Annotated in this window: 20 protein-coding genes; 7 read left to right on the forward strand and 13 right to left on the reverse strand. The window is 58.0% G+C overall.

Features of this window, described 5'->3' with window-relative positions; genetic code table 11:
• Genes BN3796_RS01795 through rfaD form a run of 4 tightly spaced genes read right to left on the reverse strand, consistent with a single transcriptional unit; the run spans window position 1 to window position 4,077 of the window.
• Entirely contained in the window at window positions 1-1,095 is a 1,095-nt protein-coding gene (locus BN3796_RS01795) for a glycosyltransferase family 9 protein (protein ID WP_061706732.1), read from the reverse strand.
• 3 nt (window positions 1,096-1,098) lie between these two features.
• Window positions 1,099-2,082 carry a lipopolysaccharide heptosyltransferase RfaC gene (rfaC, locus tag BN3796_RS01800; RefSeq protein WP_061706733.1) on the reverse strand — a complete coding sequence of 328 codons (984 nt, stop codon included), beginning with the start codon at window positions 2,080-2,082 and terminating at the stop codon, window positions 1,099-1,101.
• A gap of 3 nt (window positions 2,083-2,085) precedes the next feature.
• Window positions 2,086-3,132 carry an ADP-heptose--LPS heptosyltransferase RfaF gene (rfaF, locus tag BN3796_RS01805; protein WP_061706734.1) on the reverse strand — a complete coding sequence of 349 codons (1,047 nt, stop codon included), beginning with the start codon at window positions 3,130-3,132 and terminating at the stop codon, window positions 2,086-2,088.
• 12 nt (window positions 3,133-3,144) lie between these two features.
• A complete protein-coding gene (gene rfaD, locus BN3796_RS01810; protein WP_061706735.1) occupies window positions 3,145-4,077 on the reverse strand; it encodes an ADP-glyceromanno-heptose 6-epimerase in 933 nt (310 codons plus the stop codon).
• Window positions 4,078-4,406: 329 nt separating this feature from the next.
• Here rfaD and kbl point away from each other — a divergent pair, with 329 nt between their 5' ends.
• Window positions 4,407-5,603, forward strand: coding sequence for a glycine C-acetyltransferase (gene kbl / locus BN3796_RS01815; RefSeq protein ID WP_061706736.1), 1,197 nt, complete (start codon window positions 4,407-4,409; stop codon window positions 5,601-5,603).
• Between the two features lie 9 nt (window positions 5,604-5,612).
• The gene (gene tdh / locus BN3796_RS01820; RefSeq protein WP_061706737.1) at window positions 5,613-6,641 is read left to right on the forward strand and encodes an L-threonine 3-dehydrogenase; all 1,029 of its coding nucleotides are present in this window, start codon (window positions 5,613-5,615) and stop codon (window positions 6,639-6,641) included.
• A 26-nt stretch (window positions 6,642-6,667) separates the two neighbouring features.
• On the opposite strand, the gene BN3796_RS01825 is transcribed toward tdh, so the two are convergent.
• Genes BN3796_RS01825 through gpmM form a run of 5 tightly spaced genes read right to left on the reverse strand, consistent with a single transcriptional unit; the run spans window position 6,668 to window position 12,627 of the window.
• Entirely contained in the window at window positions 6,668-7,585 is a 918-nt protein-coding gene (locus tag BN3796_RS01825) for a hypothetical protein (protein WP_061706738.1), read from the reverse strand.
• A 13-nt stretch (window positions 7,586-7,598) separates the two neighbouring features.
• Window positions 7,599-8,807 carry a glycosyltransferase gene (locus BN3796_RS01830; protein ID WP_061706739.1) on the reverse strand — a complete coding sequence of 403 codons (1,209 nt, stop codon included), beginning with the start codon at window positions 8,805-8,807 and terminating at the stop codon, window positions 7,599-7,601.
• A gap of 46 nt (window positions 8,808-8,853) precedes the next feature.
• Complete coding sequence (locus BN3796_RS01835) at window positions 8,854-9,786, reverse strand: divergent polysaccharide deacetylase family protein (protein ID WP_061706740.1); 933 nt, start codon at window positions 9,784-9,786, stop codon at window positions 8,854-8,856.
• 3 nt (window positions 9,787-9,789) lie between these two features.
• Complete coding sequence (gene envC / locus BN3796_RS01840; protein WP_238379214.1) at window positions 9,790-11,049, reverse strand: murein hydrolase activator EnvC; 1,260 nt, start codon at window positions 11,047-11,049, stop codon at window positions 9,790-9,792.
• Between the two features lie 33 nt (window positions 11,050-11,082).
• Window positions 11,083-12,627: a 2,3-bisphosphoglycerate-independent phosphoglycerate mutase gene (gene gpmM, locus BN3796_RS01845; protein ID WP_061706742.1), complete on the reverse strand. Its 1,545-nt coding sequence runs from the start codon at window positions 12,625-12,627 to the stop codon at window positions 11,083-11,085.
• Window positions 12,628-12,874: 247 nt separating this feature from the next.
• On the opposite strand from gpmM, the gene BN3796_RS01850 reads away from it, so the two are divergent.
• The 5 genes from BN3796_RS01850 to cysE all read left to right on the forward strand — a co-directional run bounded on the left by BN3796_RS01850 (window position 12,875) and on the right by cysE (window position 15,985).
• Complete coding sequence (locus BN3796_RS01850; RefSeq protein ID WP_061706743.1) at window positions 12,875-13,306, forward strand: rhodanese-like domain-containing protein; 432 nt, start codon at window positions 12,875-12,877, stop codon at window positions 13,304-13,306.
• A 13-nt stretch (window positions 13,307-13,319) separates the two neighbouring features.
• Complete coding sequence (gene grxC, locus BN3796_RS01855) at window positions 13,320-13,571, forward strand: glutaredoxin 3 (RefSeq protein WP_061706744.1); 252 nt, start codon at window positions 13,320-13,322, stop codon at window positions 13,569-13,571.
• 32 nt (window positions 13,572-13,603) lie between these two features.
• Window positions 13,604-14,071: a protein-export chaperone SecB gene (gene secB / locus BN3796_RS01860; RefSeq protein WP_061706745.1), complete on the forward strand. Its 468-nt coding sequence runs from the start codon at window positions 13,604-13,606 to the stop codon at window positions 14,069-14,071.
• The gene (gene gpsA / locus BN3796_RS01865; protein ID WP_061706746.1) at window positions 14,071-15,090 is read left to right on the forward strand and encodes an NAD(P)H-dependent glycerol-3-phosphate dehydrogenase; all 1,020 of its coding nucleotides are present in this window, start codon (window positions 14,071-14,073) and stop codon (window positions 15,088-15,090) included. Before secB ends, gpsA begins: the two co-directional genes overlap by 1 nt.
• 73 nt (window positions 15,091-15,163) lie before the next feature.
• Window positions 15,164-15,985: a serine O-acetyltransferase gene (gene cysE, locus BN3796_RS01870; protein WP_061706747.1), complete on the forward strand. Its 822-nt coding sequence runs from the start codon at window positions 15,164-15,166 to the stop codon at window positions 15,983-15,985.
• Between the two features lie 43 nt (window positions 15,986-16,028).
• On the opposite strand, the gene trmL is transcribed toward cysE, so the two are convergent.
• From trmL to lldP, 4 genes are all read right to left on the reverse strand, one after another.
• The gene (gene trmL / locus BN3796_RS01875) at window positions 16,029-16,502 is read right to left on the reverse strand and encodes a tRNA (uridine(34)/cytosine(34)/5-carboxymethylaminomethyluridine(34)-2'-O)-methyltransferase TrmL (RefSeq protein WP_061706748.1); all 474 of its coding nucleotides are present in this window, start codon (window positions 16,500-16,502) and stop codon (window positions 16,029-16,031) included.
• 474 nt (window positions 16,503-16,976) lie between these two features.
• On the reverse strand, window positions 16,977-18,164 hold the full coding sequence (lldD, locus tag BN3796_RS01880) for an FMN-dependent L-lactate dehydrogenase LldD (RefSeq protein WP_061706749.1): 1,188 nt from the start codon (window positions 18,162-18,164) through the stop codon (window positions 16,977-16,979).
• Window positions 18,161-18,934 (reverse strand): transcriptional regulator LldR, encoded by a 774-nt coding sequence (lldR, locus tag BN3796_RS01885; protein WP_061706750.1) that lies wholly within the window; start codon window positions 18,932-18,934, stop codon window positions 18,161-18,163. Before lldR ends, lldD begins: the two co-directional genes overlap by 4 nt.
• On the reverse strand, window positions 18,931-20,586 hold the full coding sequence (gene lldP, locus BN3796_RS01890) for an L-lactate permease (protein WP_061706751.1): 1,656 nt from the start codon (window positions 20,584-20,586) through the stop codon (window positions 18,931-18,933). The genes lldR and lldP overlap by 4 nt, the downstream gene beginning before the upstream one ends.
• Between the last annotated feature and the right edge of the window lie 459 nt (window positions 20,587-21,045).

Genomic DNA, 21,045 nt, shown 5'->3' on the forward strand with positions numbered 1-21,045 from the left:
TTAAGCCTTAGCGGATTCGTTTTTATTCTCTACAACTGCTTTTAGCAGGTCGCTGATCCTGTTCAGGTCCCGATCGTTTACCTCAAACAGCTCTTCCTTAGGCTGGCTGAAGTAATAGCGGGTTTCAAAAACGTAGGAGTTAATATTCTTGTCATCGCCAATTAAAAGCACGTTGCCTAGAGGCCGCTGTTCATAATGGCAGCATGGCCCAAACAGTAACACCACCGGCACGCCCACCGCGTCGGCGATGTAGATATTTCCCGAGTCAGAGGCGATATAGCAGTCCATTTTCGATATTGCCCACGGCAGCTCCTCCAGGGAAATCTTGCCAATCATATTGATAAAATTGGGAATTTCTCCATAGGCGCGGGTAATGTCATCCAGCCACGGCTGTTCGTTTGGCGCGCCGAAGACATAAAACTGGCATGGCAAATCGGCCAGATGGTCAACGATACGCTTCCAGATCGCCGGCGGCACGGTTTTGGCTTTGTTACCTGCGGAGATACTGATGCCGATGCGGATAACATCGGGCTTATCCAGAATCTCCGGATAGACGGCAGGCTTAAACAGCGGTCTGGTGGCATGTTTTGGTGAGTCCTGCCAGCTCAGATTGCGGTTTGCCAGCTGGAGATAGTTCGTCACCGACAGCGTTCGCTTGCCGTGATTAACGGTGCCATCCGCCGTGGCATAGAAAATAGCGTGATACCACCTGCGGGTGTAAGTGCTTAAAAATTGCTTATTTTTGGCGTTACAGACCGCGGCGAAAAAGAGATTAACGCTGTTGGGTTGCAGCAAATAGACATTATCGTAGCGGTTCATAATGCGGCAGGCGAAACGCAGCTTACGCCACCACCCGCGCTTATGCTGTTCGATAAAAAAAGCGGTTTCGATGGTGTCGTCATGCTTTGCCAGCGCGCTCACGCTGCGGCTAATCAGCACATCGCTTTTTTGCAGATAAGCGAGAAGCGGTGTGGCATTGATAAAGTCGCCAATTTTTGCCGTCTGAATCACCAGATTTTTACCGGTATCTTTTCGGAACAGCTTGCCGATAAGCTTTACCGGCAATAGTAAAATCAGCAGAAATACATAACTCATGGGTTAAATATCCCTGTTGGAGAGCAGCTGGTTGTCCTGCAAAAATGTAAAAATCTCATCCGCGGTAATGTCTCCCATCCGCTTTGTAGGACTCACCATCTGATGCTGGTTTTTACCGTAGCCGCCAATCAGTCCGGGATCGGTCGGGCCAAAAAGGGTGATGTTGGGGCGATCCAGCGCCGCAGTCAGGTGACTCAATCCGGTATCGACGGAGACAACCGCCTGTGCGCCCGCCAGCTGCGCCGCCACCTCTGCCAGCGTCAGTTTTGGCAAGACCTCGACGTGGGAAAAGCCCGCCGCCAGGCGTACGGCACGCTGGTGCTCATGCTGCGCACCCCAGGGGAGTTTAATATGGATACCGGTTGGCTGCATTAGTTCAATCAATTTACGCCAGTCTGATTCCGGCCAGTGCTTCTCGTCGCGGGTCGTCGCATGCAGGAACACCAGATAAGGCTCTACAGGAGAGGCCGCATCGTGCAGGAAATGTTGTGCGATAGCGTAATCGCCCGCCGCATCGGGTTTTTGATAGCCAAGGCTTTTTGCGAACAGCTCGCGGATTCGCTCGACGGCATGCTGCTCTTTAGCGATATGATGACGACGGTTATAGAACAGGCTCGCCAGCGGCTCGCGGACGGAGTGCCAGTCCAGACCATGCTTTACGCCGCGAGCCTGACGGGTCACCAGCGCGGCGCTTTTAATCAGCCCCTGCGCGTCGATGATGGCGTCGTAGCGCTGCGCGCGAACCGCTTCACGAAACGCCTTGCGCTCCGCTCGCACCGGCGCGGAAAACCAGGCCTTGCGCCAGCGACGGATAGCCACAGGAATCGCGCGATCTACCGCCTTATGCCAGGTCGGAATTTGGGCGAAGCCCTCTTCCACAACCCAGTCAAAACGAATGCCGGGAATGGCGCGTGCCGCGTCGGTTAACGCCGGGAGAGTATGGAGTACATCGCCCATGGACGAGGTTTTAACGATCAGGACTCGCATCCGTTACCCTTCATCCTGTAACAGCAGTTCATTCAGCTCAGTGAGCACGCGCTGCGGCGTGATATCGATCAGGCTCTGGTGGTAGCCTTCCGCCGCGTCGCCTTTACGTACTTTGTGATAACCGGTGATCAGGCGGATCACGCGCGCTTTATCCGAGAGCGGTGGGGTAAAGTCCGGGCTGCTGGGGCCATAGAGCGCCACCAGCGGGCGGTTCAGGGCGGCCGCGACATGCATCAGCCCTGAGTCGTTGGTCACCACCGCTTTACAGGCGGCAATCAGGATCACCGCCTGCTCGAGCTGGGTCTCTCCCGCCAGGTTACGGCACCAGGCCTGCTGCTCGATGCTGAGCGCGGCGAGGATTTCATTGCCCGCCTGGTGATCTTTCGCCGAGCCGAACAGTACCACCTGGTAACCTTCGTCAATCAGCTGTTTCGCCAGTTCCGCATAGTGATAGTGCGGCCACCGTTTCGCCGGACCAAACTCCGCCCCGGGGCAGAAGCCGATCATAGGGCGCTCAGAGGAGAGCCCGAACGCGTTGCAGGTTTGCGATTTTTCGCCGTCGTTAACCTGCAGCTGCGGCCAGAGCAGCGGCTGCGGCAGATCTTTGGCGCTTTGCATCACCCCTTTATCGTAGGCGAGGGCGACGTAGCGTTCGACCATCAGCGGCCATGCCGTTTTATCCAGCACCCGCGCATCGTTAAGCAGCCCGTAGCGCATCTCGCCGCGCCAGCCGGTGCGGTGAGGAATACCGGCAAAGAAGGGGACCAGCGCCGACTTAAACGAGTTCGGCAGCACATAAGCGCGATCGTAACGTTTCTCACGCAGGCTGTGGCCGAGCCGACGCCGCTCGCCTATCTCCAGCGCCCCGTGGCCGAGCGGCATCGGGATCGCCTCGTTGACTTCCGGCATGCGCGATAACAGCGGACGGCACCACGCGGGTGCCATCACGTCGATAATCGCCTGGGGATAGCGCGCCTTGAGCGTGCGATAGAGACTTTGCGACATCATCATGTCGCCCACCCATGACGGACCCACCACCAGTATTCTCATCGGTTATCTGCCTTACGCGTTGCGGTTCAGCCAGGCCATATATTCCGTCACCCCTTCGGCAACGGTCTTGAACGGCTTGTCGTAGCCAGCCGCGCGCAGCCTGGTCAGATCGGCCTGGGTGAACGCCTGGTAACGGCCTTTCAGCTTATCCGGGAACGGGATGTATTCGATACTGCCTTTTTTGTGGTAGGCCAGCGTCGCGTCGGCCACCGCCTGGAAAGATTCCGCGCGACCGGTTCCCAGGTTAAAGATGCCGGACACGCCGTTTTCCAGGAACCACAGGTTTACGGCGGCCACGTCGCCTACGTAGACGAAATCGCGCTTAAAGCCGTCGCTGCCTTCGAACAGTTTCGGGCTTTCGCCGTTGTTCAACTGGGTATTCAGGTGGAACGCCACGCTTGCCATGCTGCCTTTATGACCTTCACGCGGTCCGTAGACGTTAAAGTAGCGGAAGCCCACAATCTGGGAGTTCGCTTCCGGCAGAATTTTGCGCACATACTCATCGAACAGGAACTTTGAGTAGCCGTAAACGTTCAGCGGCTGCTCATACTCGCGGGATTCGATAAAGTCGGAGGTGCGCCCGCCGTAGGTGGCGGCAGAGGAGGCGTACAGGAACGGGATTTCACGTTCCAGGCAGTAGTGCAGCAGCTCCTTGGAGTACTGATAGTTATTATCCATCATGTACTTACCGTCCCACTCGGTGGTGGAGGAGCAGGCGCCTTCATGGAAGATGGCCTCGACATCGCCGAACTCTTCGCCCGCCATAATCTGGATTAAGAAATCTTCTTTATCCATGTAGTCGGCAATGTTCAGATCCACCAGGTTAACAAACTTGGTGCCATCTTTCAGGTTGTCCACTACCAGGATATCGGTGATGCCTTTGTCATTGAGGGCTTTAATAATATTGCTGCCGATAAAGCCCGCGCCGCCGGTAACGATGATCATAACTGTAACCTTTGAAGTAGAAAGCCCAGGGAGAATCCCGAACGCTAATAGCCATATCATATCATTACTCTGGCGGCCCTTCAGCCATTCACCGACATACACTTTATCCTTCAGGCTACCTCGGCGTTGGCTGCCAGCCACTGGGTTATCTGTGCGCCCGGGGATCGCTTCGTTTGCCGCTTTGAGGTATTCAGAATCGTTTTATGTATGTGTAATAAATGTTACACGTGATTTATGCTGCAAAAACGAGAACAGATGATGCGTCATCTCGTATCAATGTATAGCTTTGGGTAATATGTGCCGAAATTTGCCGAGTCTGGAGAATTGCAATGCGTGGTGATTTTTACAAACAGTTAAACAGCGACCTTGAAACCGCCCGGGCGGAAGGGTTGTTCAAAGAAGAACGTATTATCACATCCGCGCAGCAGGCGGATATCACCGTCGCGGACGGCAGCCATGTGATCAACTTTTGCGCCAACAACTATCTGGGGCTGGCGAACCATCCGGATCTGATCGCCGCTGCTAAGCAGGGTATGGATAGCCACGGTTTCGGGATGGCTTCGGTGCGCTTTATCTGCGGCACCCAGGACAGCCATAAGCTGCTTGAGAAGAAACTGGCCGACTTCCTCGGCATGGAAGATGCCATTCTCTACTCCTCCTGTTTTGACGCTAACGGCGGCCTGTTTGAGACCCTGCTCGGCCCGGAAGATGCGATTATTTCCGATGCCCTGAACCACGCCTCTATCATCGACGGCGTGCGCCTGTGCAAAGCGAAGCGCTTCCGCTACGCCAACAACGATATGGCGGAACTGGAAGAACGGCTGAAAGAGGCGCGCGAGGCGGGCGCCCGCCATGTACTGATCGCCACCGACGGTGTCTTCTCTATGGATGGCGTGATCGCCAACCTGAAGGGCGTCTGCGATCTTGCAGATAAATATGACGCGCTGGTGATGGTCGATGACTCCCACGCGGTGGGCTTTGTCGGCGAAAACGGCCGGGGCTCCCACGAATACTGCGACGTAATGGGCCGCGTGGACATCATCACCGGCACGCTGGGTAAAGCGCTCGGCGGCGCCTCCGGCGGCTACACCGCGGCGCGCAAAGAGGTGGTGGAGTGGCTGCGCCAGCGCTCCCGCCCCTATCTCTTCTCCAACTCCCTGGCCCCGGCGATTGTCGCGGCTTCCATCAAAGTGCTGGAGATGGTTGAGAAAGGCAGCGATCTGCGCGATCGCCTGTGGGCCAACGCCCGTCTGTTCCGCGAGAAGATGACTGCCGCCGGCTTTACCCTGGCGGGCGCCGATCACGCCATTATCCCGGTAATGCTGGGCGACGCGGTCGTTGCGCAGGAGTTTGCCCGCGAACTGCAAAAAGAGGGGATTTACGTCACCGGGTTCTTCTATCCGGTGGTGCCGAAAGGTCAGGCGCGTATCCGCACCCAGATGTCCGCGGCGCACTCGCCTGAACAAATTGAACGTGCGGTGGAAGCTTTCACCCGCATCGGTAAACAGCTGGGCGTCATCGCCTGAGGACGTGTAATGAAAGCGTTATCCAAACTGAAAGCGGAAGAAGGGATTTGGATGACCGACGTGCCGGAGCCGGAAGTCGGTCATAACGATCTGCTGATTAAAATCCGTAAAACCGCCATCTGCGGAACGGATGTGCACATCTACAACTGGGACCAGTGGTCGCAAAAAACCATTCCGGTGCCGATGGTAGTAGGTCACGAGTATGTGGGCGAAGTGGTGGGCATCGGTCAGGAGGTGAAAGGCTTTAAGATTGGCGATCGCGTCTCCGGCGAAGGCCATATCACCTGCGGCTACTGCCGTAACTGCCGCGGCGGGCGCACCCACCTGTGCCGCAACACCGTCGGCGTGGGCGTAAACCGCCCGGGCAGCTTTGCGGAGTATCTGGTGATCCCGGCCTTCAACGCCTTCAAAATCCCGGACAATATCCCCGACGAACTCGCTTCCATCTTCGATCCGTTCGGCAATGCGGTGCATACCGCGCTGTCGTTCGATCTGGTTGGAGAAGATGTGCTGGTCTCCGGTGCAGGCCCAATTGGCATTATGGCGGCGGCAGTGGCGAAACATGTCGGCGCGCGTAACGTGGTGATCACCGACGTTAACGAGTACCGTCTGGAGCTGGCGCGCAAAATGGGCGTCACCCGCGCCGTAGACGTTTCTAAAGAGAGTCTCACCGACGTGATGGCTGAGCTGGGTATGACCGAAGGTTTTGATGTCGGTCTGGAGATGTCCGGCGCGCCGCCGGCGTTCCGCACCATGCTCGACACCATGAACCACGGCGGGCGTATCGCGATGCTGGGTATTCCGCCGTCGGATATGTCCATCGACTGGAACAAGGTGATCTTCAAGGGGCTGTTCATCAAGGGCATCTATGGCCGCGAAATGTTCGAAACCTGGTACAAGATGGCGGCACTGATCCAGTCCGGCCTGGATCTCTCCCCGATCATTACCCACCGCTTCGGCATTGACGATTTCCAGAAGGGTTTCGACGCCATGCGTTCGGGCCAGTCCGGGAAGGTTATTTTGAGCTGGGATAAGTAAGAAAAAAGGGGCCGCTGGCCCCTTAATCATTGCTGATTCTTCTTCTCTTCGTCGGTCAGATAGCGCACCTTGCGGGTGTAGTCCTGACCTTTAAACAGCAGCTTGTTATCCGCTGATTCAAGGTATTTTCGCCACTCGGAAAGCGGGAAGCCGCCGTGTGCGCCGATCACCTCTTTCGGTACCACCGCCTCCTGGCCGCCGATTTTTTTCGACACCGGCCAGTTCATCCAGTCGCCGAGGTTCACGGTTTTTAAATCGAGCATATCAAGCAGGGCCGCCAGCGGCAGCTGATCGGTCGGCGGCTGGGTATCATCCATCAGCTCCCAGGTATCCTGGAACAGCGTCAGCCACAGCGGGCAGATGCGCCGCCAGGTTTTCTTCGTCGCAGCCAGAAAGGCGCCGTTCACATGATCCACCAGATAAGGGCGTACCGTCTCTTTGTAGTAGGCGGGGACTTTTTCAGGCGCCGCGCCGTCGAGCTTGGCGATCATTTTGCCCTGACGGAAGCTCGAATAGATATGCATCTCCGTCATTTTAATTTCAGGCATTTGCAGCAGATTCAGGTCGGAGTCGATCATCAGCACCCCTTCGCCACGCGCCTGAAGCGGGGCGTTCAGCTTCACCAGGCGGCTGAGGTAGATCTGCTTGTAGCGATAGCTCGCTTCGCGCTGCGGCAGATCCAGTGTGACCACGCGCGTTTTGGCGGGCAGCTCGCCAAAGGCCGACTCCGGCTGATCGGTCACGATGACGATTTCGCTCACGTCGGTGGCATAACGCTCCGCAAAGGTGGCGGATAAGAGCGCTTCTTCCACGAAGTCTGCGCCGGTGCAGGGGATCACTACCGAATCGACGGCGATACGTTTATCCGCTGCCGGCAGCGAGGCGTAAGGAATATTGTGGCGACCGGTAATATGGCGGTATCTGGCGTTAAGAAATTTAAACATAACGGTCTCGTTTTCAGGAAGGATTGTCTAGCACGGCTTCAACGCCAGCCACATAATTTTCAATAGCATAGTGTCGGCACACCTTTTCCCGGGCGCCGTTCACCAGCCGCGCGCGCAGCGCGTCGTCTGCCCACACCTGCTCCAGATGTGAGGAGAGCTGTTCGGTATCGCTCCACGGGAAGAGCAGCCCCGTCGCGTCATGTTCCACCAGCTCGGCAGTACCGGTCACCGCGGAACCAATCACCGGGATCTTCAGCAGCATCGCTTCCAGCACCACCCTGGGCAGCCCTTCGCTACTGGATGCCAGAATAAAGGCGTCAAAGGTAGAAAGATAATTAAAGGGGGTATTCTGGAAACCGGTAAACAGCACCCGCTCCGCTATCCCCAGCCCGGCCGCCTGGCTGACCAGCGCATCGTGCTCCGGTCCGGCACCCACCAGGATCATCTTCCACTTCGCCTGCGGATGACGCTTCGCAAAGCGGGCGAGTGCGCTGAGGGTGTGATGATTCGCTTTTCGTGGGATAAGCGAGCCGATGCTGCCAAATACAAAGGTCTCATCGTCCAGCCCTAACTGCTGGCGCATCGCCGCGCGATCCGGCAGCGGCTGGTGGATATCTATCGCGTTATTCACCGTAACGCAGAGCCCCGCCTGTACGCCGTGCTCGCGCAGTACACGCTCCACCCCGTGGGAGACGGCAATCACCTTATCAGCGCGCGCGTTCACCAGCTTCACGAGCGAGGGGGTGAGCACCGGCTCGATGCGGCAGTGCTGGATCACGCGAACGGGCACACGCGCCGCAGCGAGGTAACCCTCTTCGTTGGAGCCAGGCTGATTATTCATATAGAGCGTATCAAAACCGCCGTCCCGCAGGATTTTTTCCAGCGCGTTGACGTTCGGCTGAATGCGCCAGAGACGATCGATGCGGCGGGTAAAGGCTTTGCGGGCGTCACGCGAGAAGAAGAGCAGGCTGCGGCCCAGCTCTTTTATCATTTTCGCCCAGACGGGCTGTTTACGCTGGGGGATCACCAGCAACGGAATACCGATGGCGTTCAGCACCTGGCCGATGGTCTGCCCCTCTGCGCGGCTATAGTCGCGATAAAAACAGCAGGTCACCGCAAACTTCTCGCGATCGATGCGCTTGAGAAGCTCGAGCATGCTGTTGGTGCCTCCGCCCCACTCGTTTCCGGTATCCAGCAGAAGAATTTTTTGTTGTTGCGGCATCTCTGTACCTTTTAGCGCGTCACATACTGACGCTTACACGGCGAATCTACGCCTTTTTACCCCATCCCTGCCACTGCAGCTGAATATAGTGCACCAGCGTGCTCTGACGGATGCTTTCCCCCAGCACGGTGAAGAAACGCGTCGCATAGACCGGCTCCGGCTTCTGCTTCGGCGCGCAGAGCTTCACGCCGCTAAAGGGGTTGCGCGGCGTCGTTTGCGGCGACGGCTCGCTGACCGGACGGGAGGTATCCACTTGCGGCTCATTCAGCAGGCTGCTGGGCCGCACCAGAGTGATATCGGACGGCAGCGTGGGGAGCATCTGCTGCAGCACGCGAACCGTGGAGGGGTGTGGATGCCCGATCGCAATGGCAGACCCGTTACGGCGTGCCAGCTGCACCGCGCGGTTGAACTGGGCGCGGATATCCGCCTCGTTCTGCGTATCATCCAGGAACACTTTACGCTTAATCACCTTCACCCCGGTTCCCTGGGCGGCGCGCATCGCCTGGCTGTTACCGATGGTCATGCTGTCAAGAAAGTAGAGATTATACCGCTCCAGCGCCTGCATCACCTTCTGCATCCCGAACAGGCTGGAGGTCATGGCGCTACCCATATGGTTATTCAGCCCGACCGCGTAGGGAACCTTCTGGTAGGCCTCGCGAATGATACGCTCAATCTCATCGCTGCTCATCTGCGGGCGCAGGGTATCTTTTTCCAGCGGCTGCTTGCTGATGGGTGCCATCGGCAGATGGATTAAAACCTCATGCCCACTGTTATGGGCTTTGGTGGCCATTTCGCGCGCGTGCGGCGCGTTGGGCAGGACGGCGACGGAGATGGCCTGCGGCATCGCCAGGATCTGGTTTTCGTTATGTGGCCGATAGCCAAAGTCGTCGATAACGATCGCCAGTTTACCGGCGTAAACCGGGGCAGCCAGCGCCAGCGCGCTGACGACGGAAAAAACGATGTGACGAAATTGAAGCAAAACTTATCTTCCCAACCACGGCTGTGGATTGACCGCCTGACCCTGGCGACGAATTTCGAAATAAAGTGACGGGCGGCCCTGACCGCCACTGCTGCCCACAAGGGCGATAGGTTGTCCGGCGCGAACCTGGGTGCCGACGCTGACCAGCGCGCTCTGGTTGTAACCGTAAAGACTCATGTCGCCTTTACCGTGTTCAACCACCACCACCAGGCCATAGCCCTGTAGCCAGTCGGCGAGGATCACGCGGCCATCGGCAATGGCTCTGACCTCGCTGCCTTCTGACGCGGCGATGACAATCCCCTTCCAACGTAGCTCACCCTGCAGCTGTTCGCCATAGCGATGCAGCAGAGTACCGCGAACCGGCCAGTAGGCCTGGCCGCGCGGCGAGCCGAGGCCACCGGTACGCGACATCAGGGAGCGTTCGCTTTCGGTTGGTTTGTAGGTAGTGCCTTTGCGGGAGGCTTCCTGCTGCTTATTACGCACCACCTGCGCCTCGCGCGCCTCTTTTTCGGCGCGTGCTCTGGCGGCGGCTTCCGCCCGGGCAATGCTGTTGCGCAGGCGGGATTCGTTAGCGCGCAGTTCGCTTAGCTGCGCCTGGCCCGCCTGGATGGAGGACTCCAGCCCGGCGAGGGTTTTCTTACGCTCGTTACGCGCCTGCTCAAGTTTGGCCTGCTGCGCCTGCTGTTCGTAGAGCAGCGTCTGCTGCTGGCTCTGCTTTGTCTCCAGCTCGGCTTTTTGGCTGTCCACCTCGTCACGCGTCTGCTTAAGCTGAGCGATGGTCTCCTGACGGGCCTGGTTGAGATAGCCGAAATAGGCCTGCAGACGCTGGCCGCGCTGGCTCTCCTCGCCGCTCAGGATGAGCTGGATACCGGTATGTTCACCCTGGCGAAAGGCGGCGTCGAGCTGGGCGGCGAGATTACGTTCCTGAATCGCTTTCTGACGCTCCAGCTTCGCGATCGAGGCGTTCATCTCGTCGATCTGCTTGTTGAGCTGGGTGAGGGTGTTTTGCGTTTCCCGCAGCTTACGCGTGGCGGCGGAAATCGCCTCTTCCTGCTTCCTGAGCTGGGCCAGGAGCGCGGAACGTTGTTGCTGCTGCTGGCGTACCGCGCGCTCTTTGGCGGCGATATCGGCCTGAATAGATTTAAGCTGATCGCGGTCGTCCGCGTGGGCGAATGGCGCGCACAGCAATACGCCAGCGCTGAGCGCGCTGGCGTACAACAGAGGCCTGACTGAAAACCGTAGCGGCTTCACGACCCATGTGATTGAAAAAATCGCCTTTCCCCTCATGGGGAGGGATTATTCCACGATGAACAGCGGCTTGCCAGTCATCTCTTGCGGGATTTCCATGCCCATCAGCGAGAGCATGGTCGGCGCGATGTCGGAAAGCTTACCGCCTTCCACCGCTTTCAGCGTTTTATCGCCCACGTAGATCAGCGGCACCGGCAGGTTGGTGTGCGCCGTGTGCGCCTGGCCGGTGGAGGGATCGCGCATCTGCTCGGCGTTGCCGTGGTCAGCGGTGATCAGCAGCTGGCCACCAACGGATTCAACGGCTTTCGCCACCTGCTCCACGCAATGGTCAAGCGCTTCAACCGCTTTCACTGCCGCTTCCATCACCCCGGTATGGCCGACCATGTCACCGTTCGGGTAGTTACAGATGATGGTGTCGTACTTGCCGCTTTCGATAGCGGCAACCAGTTTTTCGGTCAGCTCGGCGGAGCTCATCTCCGGCTGCAGATCGTAGGTCGCCACTTTCGGGGAGTTGATCAGAATGCGATCTTCGCCTTTAAACGGCTCTTCTACACCGCCGTTGAAGAAGAAGGTAACGTGCGCATATTTTTCAGTCTCGGAGATGCGCAACTGGGTTTTGTCATGCTTCGCCATCCACTCGCCAAAGGTGTTCGCCAGGGAAGCCGGCGGGTAGGCGCATGCGACTTTAATGTCTGCGGCATATTCGGTCAGCATCACGAAATTGAGCTTCACGCTTTTCTTACGGGCAAAGCCGCCGAAGTCGGCGTTAACAAACGCGCGGGTGATTTCGCGGGCGCGGTCGGCACGGAAGTTCATGAAGATCAGCGCATCGCCATCTTCCATCGCCGCATCGGCCTGACCTTCCGCACGAATTACGGTCGCTTTAACGAACTCGTCGTTCTCATCGCGCGCATAGGCGGCTTCCAGACCTTCCACCGCCGTCGCGAACTGGAAATCGCCTTTGGCCAGGGTCATCAGGTCATAGGCCTGTTCAACGCGATCCCAGCGGTTGTCGCGGTCCATGGCATAGTAACGGCCAATGATAGAGGCAACGCGGCCTTTACCCAGCGCGGCAAACTTATCTTCAAAGGTCTGCAGGGAGGATTTCGCGCTGCGCGGCGGGGTATCGCGACCGTCGAGGAAAGCGTGCAGGTAGATTTTTTCTGCGCCGCGTTCCGCCGCCAGTTCGACCATCGCCATGATGTGATCTTCGTGGCTGTGTACGCCGCCCGCAGAGAGCAGGCCCATGATATGCACCGCTTTGCCCGCCGCGACCGCGTTATCCACGGCGCCGGTCAGGACCGGATTGGCGAAGAAAGTACGTTCTTTGATCTCTACGTCCAGGCGAGTGAGGTCCTGATAAACGATGCGGCCTGCGCCGAGGTTCACATGTCCTACTTCGGAGTTGCCCATCTGGCGATCCGGCAGGCCCACTTCCAGACCGGAAGCATCGATCAGGGTGTGCGGACGTTTAGCCCACAGCGCATCCATGACCGGGGTTTTAGCACTGTAAATAGCGTTATCCTGATGTTCTTCCCGGTAGCCATAGCCATCCAGAATCACCAGTACCATAGGTTTTTTAGAAACCGACATTGCGACAACCTCATGCTCAAGAGTCAAAAAATTTGCGTAATTTTACTACAGCTGAATCGATCAAATAGCCGCAGAAGATCAAAGAAAGCGCTGCGGCTGGCGGAGCGCGAGGTGATTTTTACGCTTTTTTTTCGTGGCATGCCGCAGAAAATAGATTAGCTTCATGTCGCTGGCTGTATTTGCCACAACGCGCAGGTATACTCCTGTCCTGGTTTTTTAATTACTCAGTCGGGAGTTGTTACCCCCCATGCAAGAAATTATGCAATTTGTTAGTCGCCATCCGGTATTGAGTATCGCGTGGATTGGTCTACTGGCAGCCGTGCTTTTCACCACATTTAAGAGCCTGACGTCTAAAGTTAAGGTAATCACCCGCGGTGAAGCGACGCGTCTTATCAACAAAGAGGACGCGGTGGTCGTGGATCTGCGTCAGCGTGATGACTTCCGTAAAGGTCACATTGCGGGTTCGATTAACCTGCTGCCGACCGAAATCAAAGCTAACAACGTTGGCGAACTGGAGAAGCACAAAGACAAGCCGATCATCGTCGTGGACGGTACCGGCATGCAGGCGCAAGAGCCGGCAGCTGCGCTTAACAAAGCGGGCTTTGCCAACGTCTTTGTACTGAAAGAGGGCATCTCCGGCTGGAGCGGCGAGAACCTGCCTTTAGTTCGCGGCAAATAAGAGGAATGTAGTTATGGCCAATATTGAAATCTATACCAAAGCGACCTGCCCATTTTGCCATCGCGCTAAAGCGCTGTTGAGCAGCAAAGGCGTCAGCTTCCAGGAGCTGCCGATTGATGGCGATGCGGCAAAACGTGAAGAGATGATCAAGCGTAGCGGCCGTACCACGGTTCCACAGATTTTTATCGATGCGCAGCACATTGGCGGCTGTGACGACTTGTATGCGCTCGACGCGCGCGGCGGGCTCGATCCGCTGCTGCGCTAAGAGACATTAGGACAATTAAAAAGGGTATTTTCATGTCAGAACAAAATAGCACCGAGATGACTTTCCAGATCCAGCGCATCTATACCAAAGATGTCTCTTTCGAAGCGCCGAATGCGCCGCATGTTTTTCAGAAAGACTGGCAGCCAGAGGTTAAACTTGATCTGGATACCGCTTCTACCCAGCTGGCAGAAGATGTGTATGAAGTCGTACTGCGCGTGACCGTTACCGCCTCCCTGGGAGAAGAGACCGCATTCCTGTGCGAAGTACAGCAGGGCGGCATCTTCTCCATCGGCGGCATCGATGGCAACCAGATGGCGCATTGCCTGGGCGCATACTGCCCGAACATCCTGTTCCCGTATGCCCGCGAATGCATCACCAGCCTGGTCTCCCGCGGTACATTCCCGCAACTGAACCTTGCGCCGGTTAACTTTGATGCGCTGTTCATGAACTATCTGCAGCAGCAAGCTGGCGAAGGTGCTCAACAACATCAGGATGCCTGATGAGTACTGTTAATGCCTCTATGACAGTGATCGGTGCCGGCTCTTACGGCACCGCTCTCGCCATCACCCTGGCGAGAAATGGTCACGACGTGGTGCTATGGGGCCACGATCCTAAACATATCGCGACGCTGCAAGCCGACCGCTGCAATGTGGCGTTTCTTCCTGACGTTCCGTTCCCCGACTCACTGCACCTTGAAAGCGATCTCGCCACCGCGCTGGCCGCCAGCCGCAATATTCTGGTGGTGGTGCCAAGCCACGTCTTTGGCGAGGTGCTGCGCCAGATTAAGCCGCTGATGCGCAAAGATGCGCGCGTGGTCTGGGCGACGAAAGGGCTGGAGGCCGAGACGGGCCGCCTGCTGCAGGATGTGGCCCGCGAAGCGCTGGGGGATGAAATTCCGCTGGCGGTGATCTCCGGTCCCACCTTTGCGAAAGAGCTGGCCGCAGGGCTGCCGACCGCCATCTCGCTCGCCTCAACCGACCAGGCGTTCGCCGAGGATCTGCAGCAGCTGCTGCACTGCGGGAAAAGCTTTCGCGTCTACAGCAATCCCGATTTTATTGGCGTCCAGCTGGGCGGCGCGGTCAAAAACGTCATCGCCATCGGCGCGGGCATGTCGGACGGTATTGGCTTTGGCGCCAACGCCCGTACCGCGCTCATCACCCGCGGCCTGACCGAGATGTCGCGTCTTGGCGCGGCGCTGGGTGCCGATCCGTCCACCTTTATGGGCATGGCGGGCTTAGGCGATCTGGTGTTGACCTGTACCGATAACCAGTCGCGTAACCGCCGCTTTGGCATGATGCTCGGCCAGGGCATGGATGTTAACAGCGCGCAGGAGAAGATTGGCCAGGTGGTGGAAGGCTATCGTAACACCAAAGAGGTTCGCGAACTGGCGCACCGTTTTGGCGTCGAAATGCCAATAACCGAGGAAATTTATCAGGTATTGTATTGCGGAAAAAACGCGCGCGAGGCAGCATTAACCTTATTAGGTCGCGCGCGCAAGGACGAGCGCAGCAGTCATTAATCGGGAAGGTTAGCCATCCCACGATACGGCCAGCAGAGACTGGCCGATCGTTCTGTTACGTCTGGAGTAAGCAATGCCGTGTGAAGAGCTGGAAATCGTCTGGAAAAATATCAAAGCAGAAGGCCGGGCGTTGGCCGACTGTGAGCCCATGCTTGCCAGTTTCTATCATGCGACGCTGCTAAAACATGAAAATCTCGGTAGCGCGCTAAGCTACATTCTTGCCAATAAACTTGCCTCGCCCATTATGCCCGCTATCGCCATTCGTGAGGTGGTGGAAGAGGCCTACGCCGCCGACCCGGAGATGATCGCCTCCGCCGCCTGTGATATCCAGGCGGTGCGCACCCGCGATCCGGCGGTGGATAAATACTCCACGCCGCTCCTCTACCTGAAAGGGTTTCATGCGTTACAGGCCTACCGCATCGGCCACTGGCTATGGAAAGAGGGGCGTCGCGCACTCGCTATTTTCCTGCAAAATCAAGTCTCCGTGACCTTCCAGGTGGATATTCACCCGGCGGCGGCGATAGGGCGCGGCATTATGCTCGACCATGCCACCGGCATTGTGGTGGGTGAAACGGCGGTGATTGAGGATGACGTCTCGATTCTGCAATCGGTCACTCTCGGCGGGACGGGTAAAACCAGCGGTGACCGCCATCCGAAGATCCGCGAAGGGGTGATGATTGGTGCAGGCGCCAAGATCCTCGGCAATATCGAAGTGGGGCGCGGCGCGAAGATTGGCGCAGGCTCCGTGGTGTTACAGCCCGTTCCGCCGCATACCACCGCCGCGGGCGTGCCGGCGCGCATTGTCGGCAAGCCGGACAGCGATAAGCCGTCGATGGACATGGATCAGCATTTTAACGGGATCCACCATACGTTCGAGTACGGCGACGGCATCTGATAACCCGCCCGGTGGCGCTGCGTTTACCGGGCATGGCGTTCTATCACGAGCGCAACACCGCTCCCGGGTAGCCCAGCTGCCGCCACGCCTCATAGACCACTACCGACACCGCGTTAGAGAGATTCATGCTGCGGCTGTCCGGCATCATCGGAATACGGATTTTCTGCTCAGCGGGCAGAGCATCGAGAATGGAAGCCGGCAGGCCGCGCGTCTCCGGGCCAAACATCAGATAGTCGCCCTCCTGGTAGCTCACCGCGCTGTGGGCAGGGGTACCTTTGGTGGTCAGGGCGAAGAGGCGCTGCGGGTTTTCGGCTTGTGCGAAAGCGGCGTAATCGTGATGGCGAATGACGGCGGTAAATTCATGGTAATCCAGCCCTGCGCGGCGCAGGCGCTTGTCGTCCCAGGTGAAGCCCATCGGCTCAATGATATGCAGGCGAAAACCGGTATTCGCGCAAAGCCGAATGATATTGCCGGTGTTAGGCGGGATTTCTGGTTCGAATAAAACGATGTTAAGCATTCTGCCCCCTTAATTGCGCGGGCAGAATAGCATAACGGGGAAAGGATGCCAGATCGTGCGGAGCGGTTCCCCTCACCCCGGCCCTCTCCCCATAGGGGAGAGGGGGAAAAGCGGATCGAGCGCGTCTCTAAACCTTGCGCCAGACGTTGCCCTCTCCAACGGGGAGAGGGCCAGAGCGAGGGACAGAAAGCGACACTAAACGGTTCCCTCTCCTCTATGGGGAGAGGGCCAGGGTGAGGGGCAGAAAACGGTGCCAGACAGTTCCCTCTCCCCTATGGGGAGAGGGTCAGGGTGAGGGGCAGAAAACTGCACTGAACGGTTTCTTCTCCCCTATGGAGAGAGGGCCAGGGTGAGGGACAGAAAACGACACTGAACGGTTCCCTCTCCCCTATGGGGAGAGGGTTAGGGTGAGGGGCAGAAAACTGCACTGAACGGTTCCCTCTCCCCTATGGGGAGAGGGTTAGGGTGAGGGGCCTACGCCGCACTCTCCTGCGACAGCGGCGCCAGCGCGGCGGGTAGCTTGCTCAGCTCCTGCACCAGCGACTCCTTGCTGATTTCGCTAATAGATTTCGCCCCGGTCAGGGTCATCGCCACCTTCATCTCTTTCTCGATCAAATTCAGCAGATTCGCCACCCCGGCCTGGCCGTGGGTCGCCAGCGCATACAGCCAGGCGCGGCCCAGCAGTACGCTGTCGGCGCCCAGCGCGATCATACGCACCACATCCAGCCCGTTGCGAATGCCGCTGTCGGCCAGAATAGCGATATCGCCTTTCACCGCGTCGGCGATGGCGGGCAGCGCGCGGGCGGAGGAGAGCACCCCGTCAAGCTGGCGGCCGCCGTGGTTAGAGACCACAATCCCGTCGGCGCCAAAGCGCACCGCGTCGCGCGCGTCCTCAGGATCAAGAATCCCCTTGATCACCATCGGGCCGTCCCAGAACTCCCGGATCCACTCCAGATCTTTCCATGAGATAGAGGGATCAAAGTTATTCGCCAGCCAGCCGATATAATCCTCCAGGCCGGTCGGTTTACCGAGATAGGTGGAGATATTTCCCAGGTCGTGCGGACGACCGTTCAGCCCCACGTCCCAGGCCCACTGCGGATGGGTCACCGCCTGCCAGTAGCGGCGCATCGCCGCGTTCGGACCGCTCATGCCGGAGTGAGCGTCACGGTAGCGGGCGCCCGGCGTCGGCATATCGACGGTAAAGACCAGCGTCGAGCAGCCCGCCGCTTTGGCACGCTCCAGCGCGTTGCGCATAAAGCCGCGATCGCGTAGCACATAGAGCTGAAACCACATCGGGCGCTTGATGGTCGGCGCCACCTCCTCAATAGGGCAGACGGAGACGGTAGAGAGCGTAAAGGGGATGCCTTTGGCATCCGCCGCCGCTGCCGCCTGCACCTCTCCGCGACGGGCATACATACCGCACAGGCCCACCGGGGCGAGCGCCACCGGCATGGAGAGCGTTTCGTTAAATAGCTTCGTCTCGAGGCTCAGATCGGACATATTCTTCAGTACGCGCTGACGCAGGGCCACCTCAGAGAGATCTTCCACGTTGCGGCGCAGGGTATATTCGGCATACGCGCCGCCATCAATATAGTGGAACAGAAACGGCGGCAGGATGCGCTGCGCCGCGGCGCGGTAGTCACTGGCTGCGGAAATAATCATGCTTTGTTCTCCCTGGGAAGGTCGTGGTCATCGGGCAGACGGGTAATACGCGCCTGCCGGGCCTGATCTTCATCGAATCGTTTAATGGTGGTATGGACGAAGCCGAGATGCGCCATCATCGCCTTGCGGGCGGCGTCGGCATCCCCCGCGAGGATGGCGTTAAGCACCGCTTCGTGCTGTTCGGTAAGCTGTGCAAAGACCGGGGGCACTAAATACATACGCTGACGGCTCTGCTTCACGGAGGATTGCAACAGGTCGAAGAAGCCGCGCATGGTCTGCAGCAGCACAATGTTGTGTGATGCTTCGGCAATGGCCAGATGAAAGCGTACATCCGCCTGCGAGGCGATATCCGGGTCGCTGCTCTGGGTCGCTTCAAAGCAGGCCTTTAGCTTCTCTTTATCTCCCGCCGTGGCGCGCATCGCCGCATGCCAGGCGGTGCTGGCCTCGATGGCATGCCGCGCTTCGAGGATGTCGAAGCTGTAGTCCGGGTCGTTTTCCATCAGCGTCTTGAGCGGCTGGACGATGTTTTGCTCCGACCAGTCGTCATGCTGCCAGCGCACAAAGGTGCCGCCGCCGCGACGACTGAGCAGCACCCCGTCGCTGATGAGCGTCGCCAGCGCTTCGCGCAGTGAATTGCGCGAGACGCCAAGCTGCGCCGCAAGCTGTCGTTCAGCGGGCAATTTCATGCCCGCCTCCAGCTGTTGTTCTTCAATCAGCGCCCGTACGCGAGCGGCAATCTCGTCGGACAGGCGTCTGGGCATCACTATCATGGAATCATCCAGGTTAAGACGTAGGCCTGCAGCGTGGTGATGACGCCCACCATGCAGGTGAAAATCAGGCTGTGTTTGACGGTGAAACGGAACAGATCCGACTCTTTACCCACCAGACCCACCGCGGCACAGGCAATGGCGATAGACTGCGGCGAGATCATCTTGCCGGTCACGCCGCCGGTGGTGTTGGCCGCCACCAGCAGCACGTCCGAGACGCCAATCTGCTGCGCGGCGGTGGCCTGCAGCGCGGCAAACAGCGCGTTAGACGAGGTATCCGAACCGGTAAGGAAGACCCCCAGCCAGCCGAGGAACGGCGAGAAGAAGGTAAACGCATGGCCGGTATGCGCCAGCGCCAGAGCCAGCGTGGAGGAGAGGCCGGAGTAATTGGAGATAAACGCAAAGGCCAGCACCATACCGATGGAGTAGATCGGCAGCGCCAGCTCCCGGAGCGTGCTGGCGAAAGTTTGCACCGCGGCGGCAGGCTTCATGCGCAGCCAGATGATGGAGAGCAGCGCCGCCACGAAGATTGCCGTACCGGTCGCAGAAAGCCAGTCAAACTTAAAGACCGCTGCATAAGGGGTGGCGTCGTGAACCACCGGCGGCATACGGGCGACGGTTTTATCCAGGAACGGCACGGCAATATTGATCACCATGTCATACAGCGCGCCGCCGGGGGCGAAGAGCGCTTTAAACGGCGGCACGCTCCACAGGGTCACGGTCGCGGTGAGGAACAGGAAGGGCGACCAGGCGCGGATCACCTGGCCCGGGGTATAGCGGGTGCGGGCCAGCGTCTGATCAACCTGGGAGGCGCCCATATCGCCGAAACGGAAGATGCGCACCGGCTGCCAGCGCTTGAGGAACAGCGTCAGGCAGACCAGCGACACCAGCGACGAGATGATGTCCGGCAGCTCCGGGCCGATAAAGTTTGAGCTGAGATACTGCGCGATGGCAAAAGAGCCGCCTGCCACCATTACCGCGGGCCAGGTCTCCTTAATGCCGCGCCAGCCATCCATAATCGCCATGATCCAGAAGAGCACGATGATAGTCAGGAAAGGCAGCTGACGACCCACCATCTGGCCAATCTGGAAGCTGTCCAGCCCGGTCACCTGTCCGGCCACCAGGATGGGAATACCCATCGCGCCAAAGGCGACCGGGGCCGTATTGACGATCAGGCACAGGCCAGCGGCATAGAGCGGGTTAAAGCCCAGCCCCACCAGCAGCGCGGCGGTAATCGCCACCGGTGCGCCAAAGCCCGCCGCCCCTTCCAGGAATGCCCCGAAGGAGAAACCGACAATCAGCATCTGTAGGCGCTGGTCCGGCGTAATGGAGAGAATCGACGAGCGGATGATGTCGAACTGGCCGGTTTTGACCGAGATCTTATAGACAAAGACGGCGGCGATGATAATCCAGGCGATGGGCCACAGACCGTAGAAGAAGCCATACACCACCGACGACAGCGCGCGGTCGACCGGCATTTTGTAGAAGAAGAGCGCCACCAGCAGCGCGATGACAACGGTATAGGTCGCAGCGAGATAGCCCTTCAGCTTGAGCTTAATCAGCGCAAAGAAGAAAAAGAGAATGGGTAGCGATGCGATAAGACTCGACAGCCAGATATTGCCAGCCGGGTCATAGTTTTGTTGCCAGAGGCTCATTGCAGGTCTCCTGAGGATCACCTCTACCGTTTCGTGCCGAGTCTCTGCTCCGCTTCACAAGGCCAGTATCGTAAAGGTGGTCCTGCCAATATGTAGGGTTAATGACAATGAATGGTTAAGCAAATGTTGCATTAAGGCAATGGCTTTGTGAGGTATAACGATCAAACTGTGAACAGGAGGCAGATTTTGCTCAGCATTGGTAGGACCAAAGTTCCCGGAAAACGATAAGCGCTGGTTAAGCGAAGCGCGTCGCGAATCGCACAAAAAATGTACCGCAGGAAGCGTTGCTGTATCAGAAATGAAGGGTGAGTAGTTTTAGGAGATAGTTTTATACACAGCATAAAATTTGACGTTATGTTTATTTTATGTTTTTTAAGTGTATATTTCAGGTTATTAAAAAGGGTGGGAATCCTGCGTTTTTCATATTAAAAAAATTTTTTTGCTGAATTGTGCGGAATC

Source organism: Pseudenterobacter timonensis (assembly GCF_900021175.1).
Classification (GTDB): Bacteria; Pseudomonadota; Gammaproteobacteria; order Enterobacterales; family Enterobacteriaceae; genus Enterobacter; species Enterobacter timonensis.

Bases quoted from the DNA above. Each gene is read 5' to 3' on its own strand.
- BN3796_RS01825 (WP_061706738.1), bottom strand. From the start codon at position 7,585: ATGTTTAAATTTCTTAACGCCAGATACCGCCATATTACCGGTCGCCAC.
- cysE (WP_061706747.1), top strand. From the start codon at position 15,164: ATGCCGTGTGAAGAGCTGGAAATCGTCTGGAAAAATATCAAAGCAGAA.
- BN3796_RS01795 (WP_061706732.1), bottom strand. From the start codon at position 1,095: ATGAGTTATGTATTTCTGCTGATTTTACTATTGCCGGTAAAGCTTATC.
- lldR (WP_061706750.1), bottom strand. From the start codon at position 18,934: ATGATAGTGATGCCCAGACGCCTGTCCGACGAGATTGCCGCTCGCGTA.
- lldP (WP_061706751.1), bottom strand. From the start codon at position 20,586: ATGAGCCTCTGGCAACAAAACTATGACCCGGCTGGCAATATCTGGCTG.
- tdh (WP_061706737.1), top strand. From the start codon at position 5,613: ATGAAAGCGTTATCCAAACTGAAAGCGGAAGAAGGGATTTGGATGACC.
- gpmM (WP_061706742.1), bottom strand. From the start codon at position 12,627: ATGTCGGTTTCTAAAAAACCTATGGTACTGGTGATTCTGGATGGCTAT.
- kbl (WP_061706736.1), top strand. From the start codon at position 4,407: ATGCGTGGTGATTTTTACAAACAGTTAAACAGCGACCTTGAAACCGCC.
- rfaD (WP_061706735.1), bottom strand. From the start codon at position 4,077: ATGATCATCGTTACCGGCGGCGCGGGCTTTATCGGCAGCAATATTATT.
- gpsA (WP_061706746.1), top strand. From the start codon at position 14,071: ATGAGTACTGTTAATGCCTCTATGACAGTGATCGGTGCCGGCTCTTAC.
- BN3796_RS01830 (WP_061706739.1), bottom strand. From the start codon at position 8,807: ATGCCGCAACAACAAAAAATTCTTCTGCTGGATACCGGAAACGAGTGG.
- secB (WP_061706745.1), top strand. From the start codon at position 13,604: ATGTCAGAACAAAATAGCACCGAGATGACTTTCCAGATCCAGCGCATC.
- BN3796_RS01850 (WP_061706743.1), top strand. From the start codon at position 12,875: ATGCAAGAAATTATGCAATTTGTTAGTCGCCATCCGGTATTGAGTATC.
- rfaF (WP_061706734.1), bottom strand. From the start codon at position 3,132: ATGAGAATACTGGTGGTGGGTCCGTCATGGGTGGGCGACATGATGATG.
- grxC (WP_061706744.1), top strand. From the start codon at position 13,320: ATGGCCAATATTGAAATCTATACCAAAGCGACCTGCCCATTTTGCCAT.
- rfaC (WP_061706733.1), bottom strand. From the start codon at position 2,082: ATGCGAGTCCTGATCGTTAAAACCTCGTCCATGGGCGATGTACTCCAT.
- trmL (WP_061706748.1), bottom strand. From the start codon at position 16,502: ATGCTTAACATCGTTTTATTCGAACCAGAAATCCCGCCTAACACCGGC.
- lldD (WP_061706749.1), bottom strand. From the start codon at position 18,164: ATGATTATTTCCGCAGCCAGTGACTACCGCGCCGCGGCGCAGCGCATC.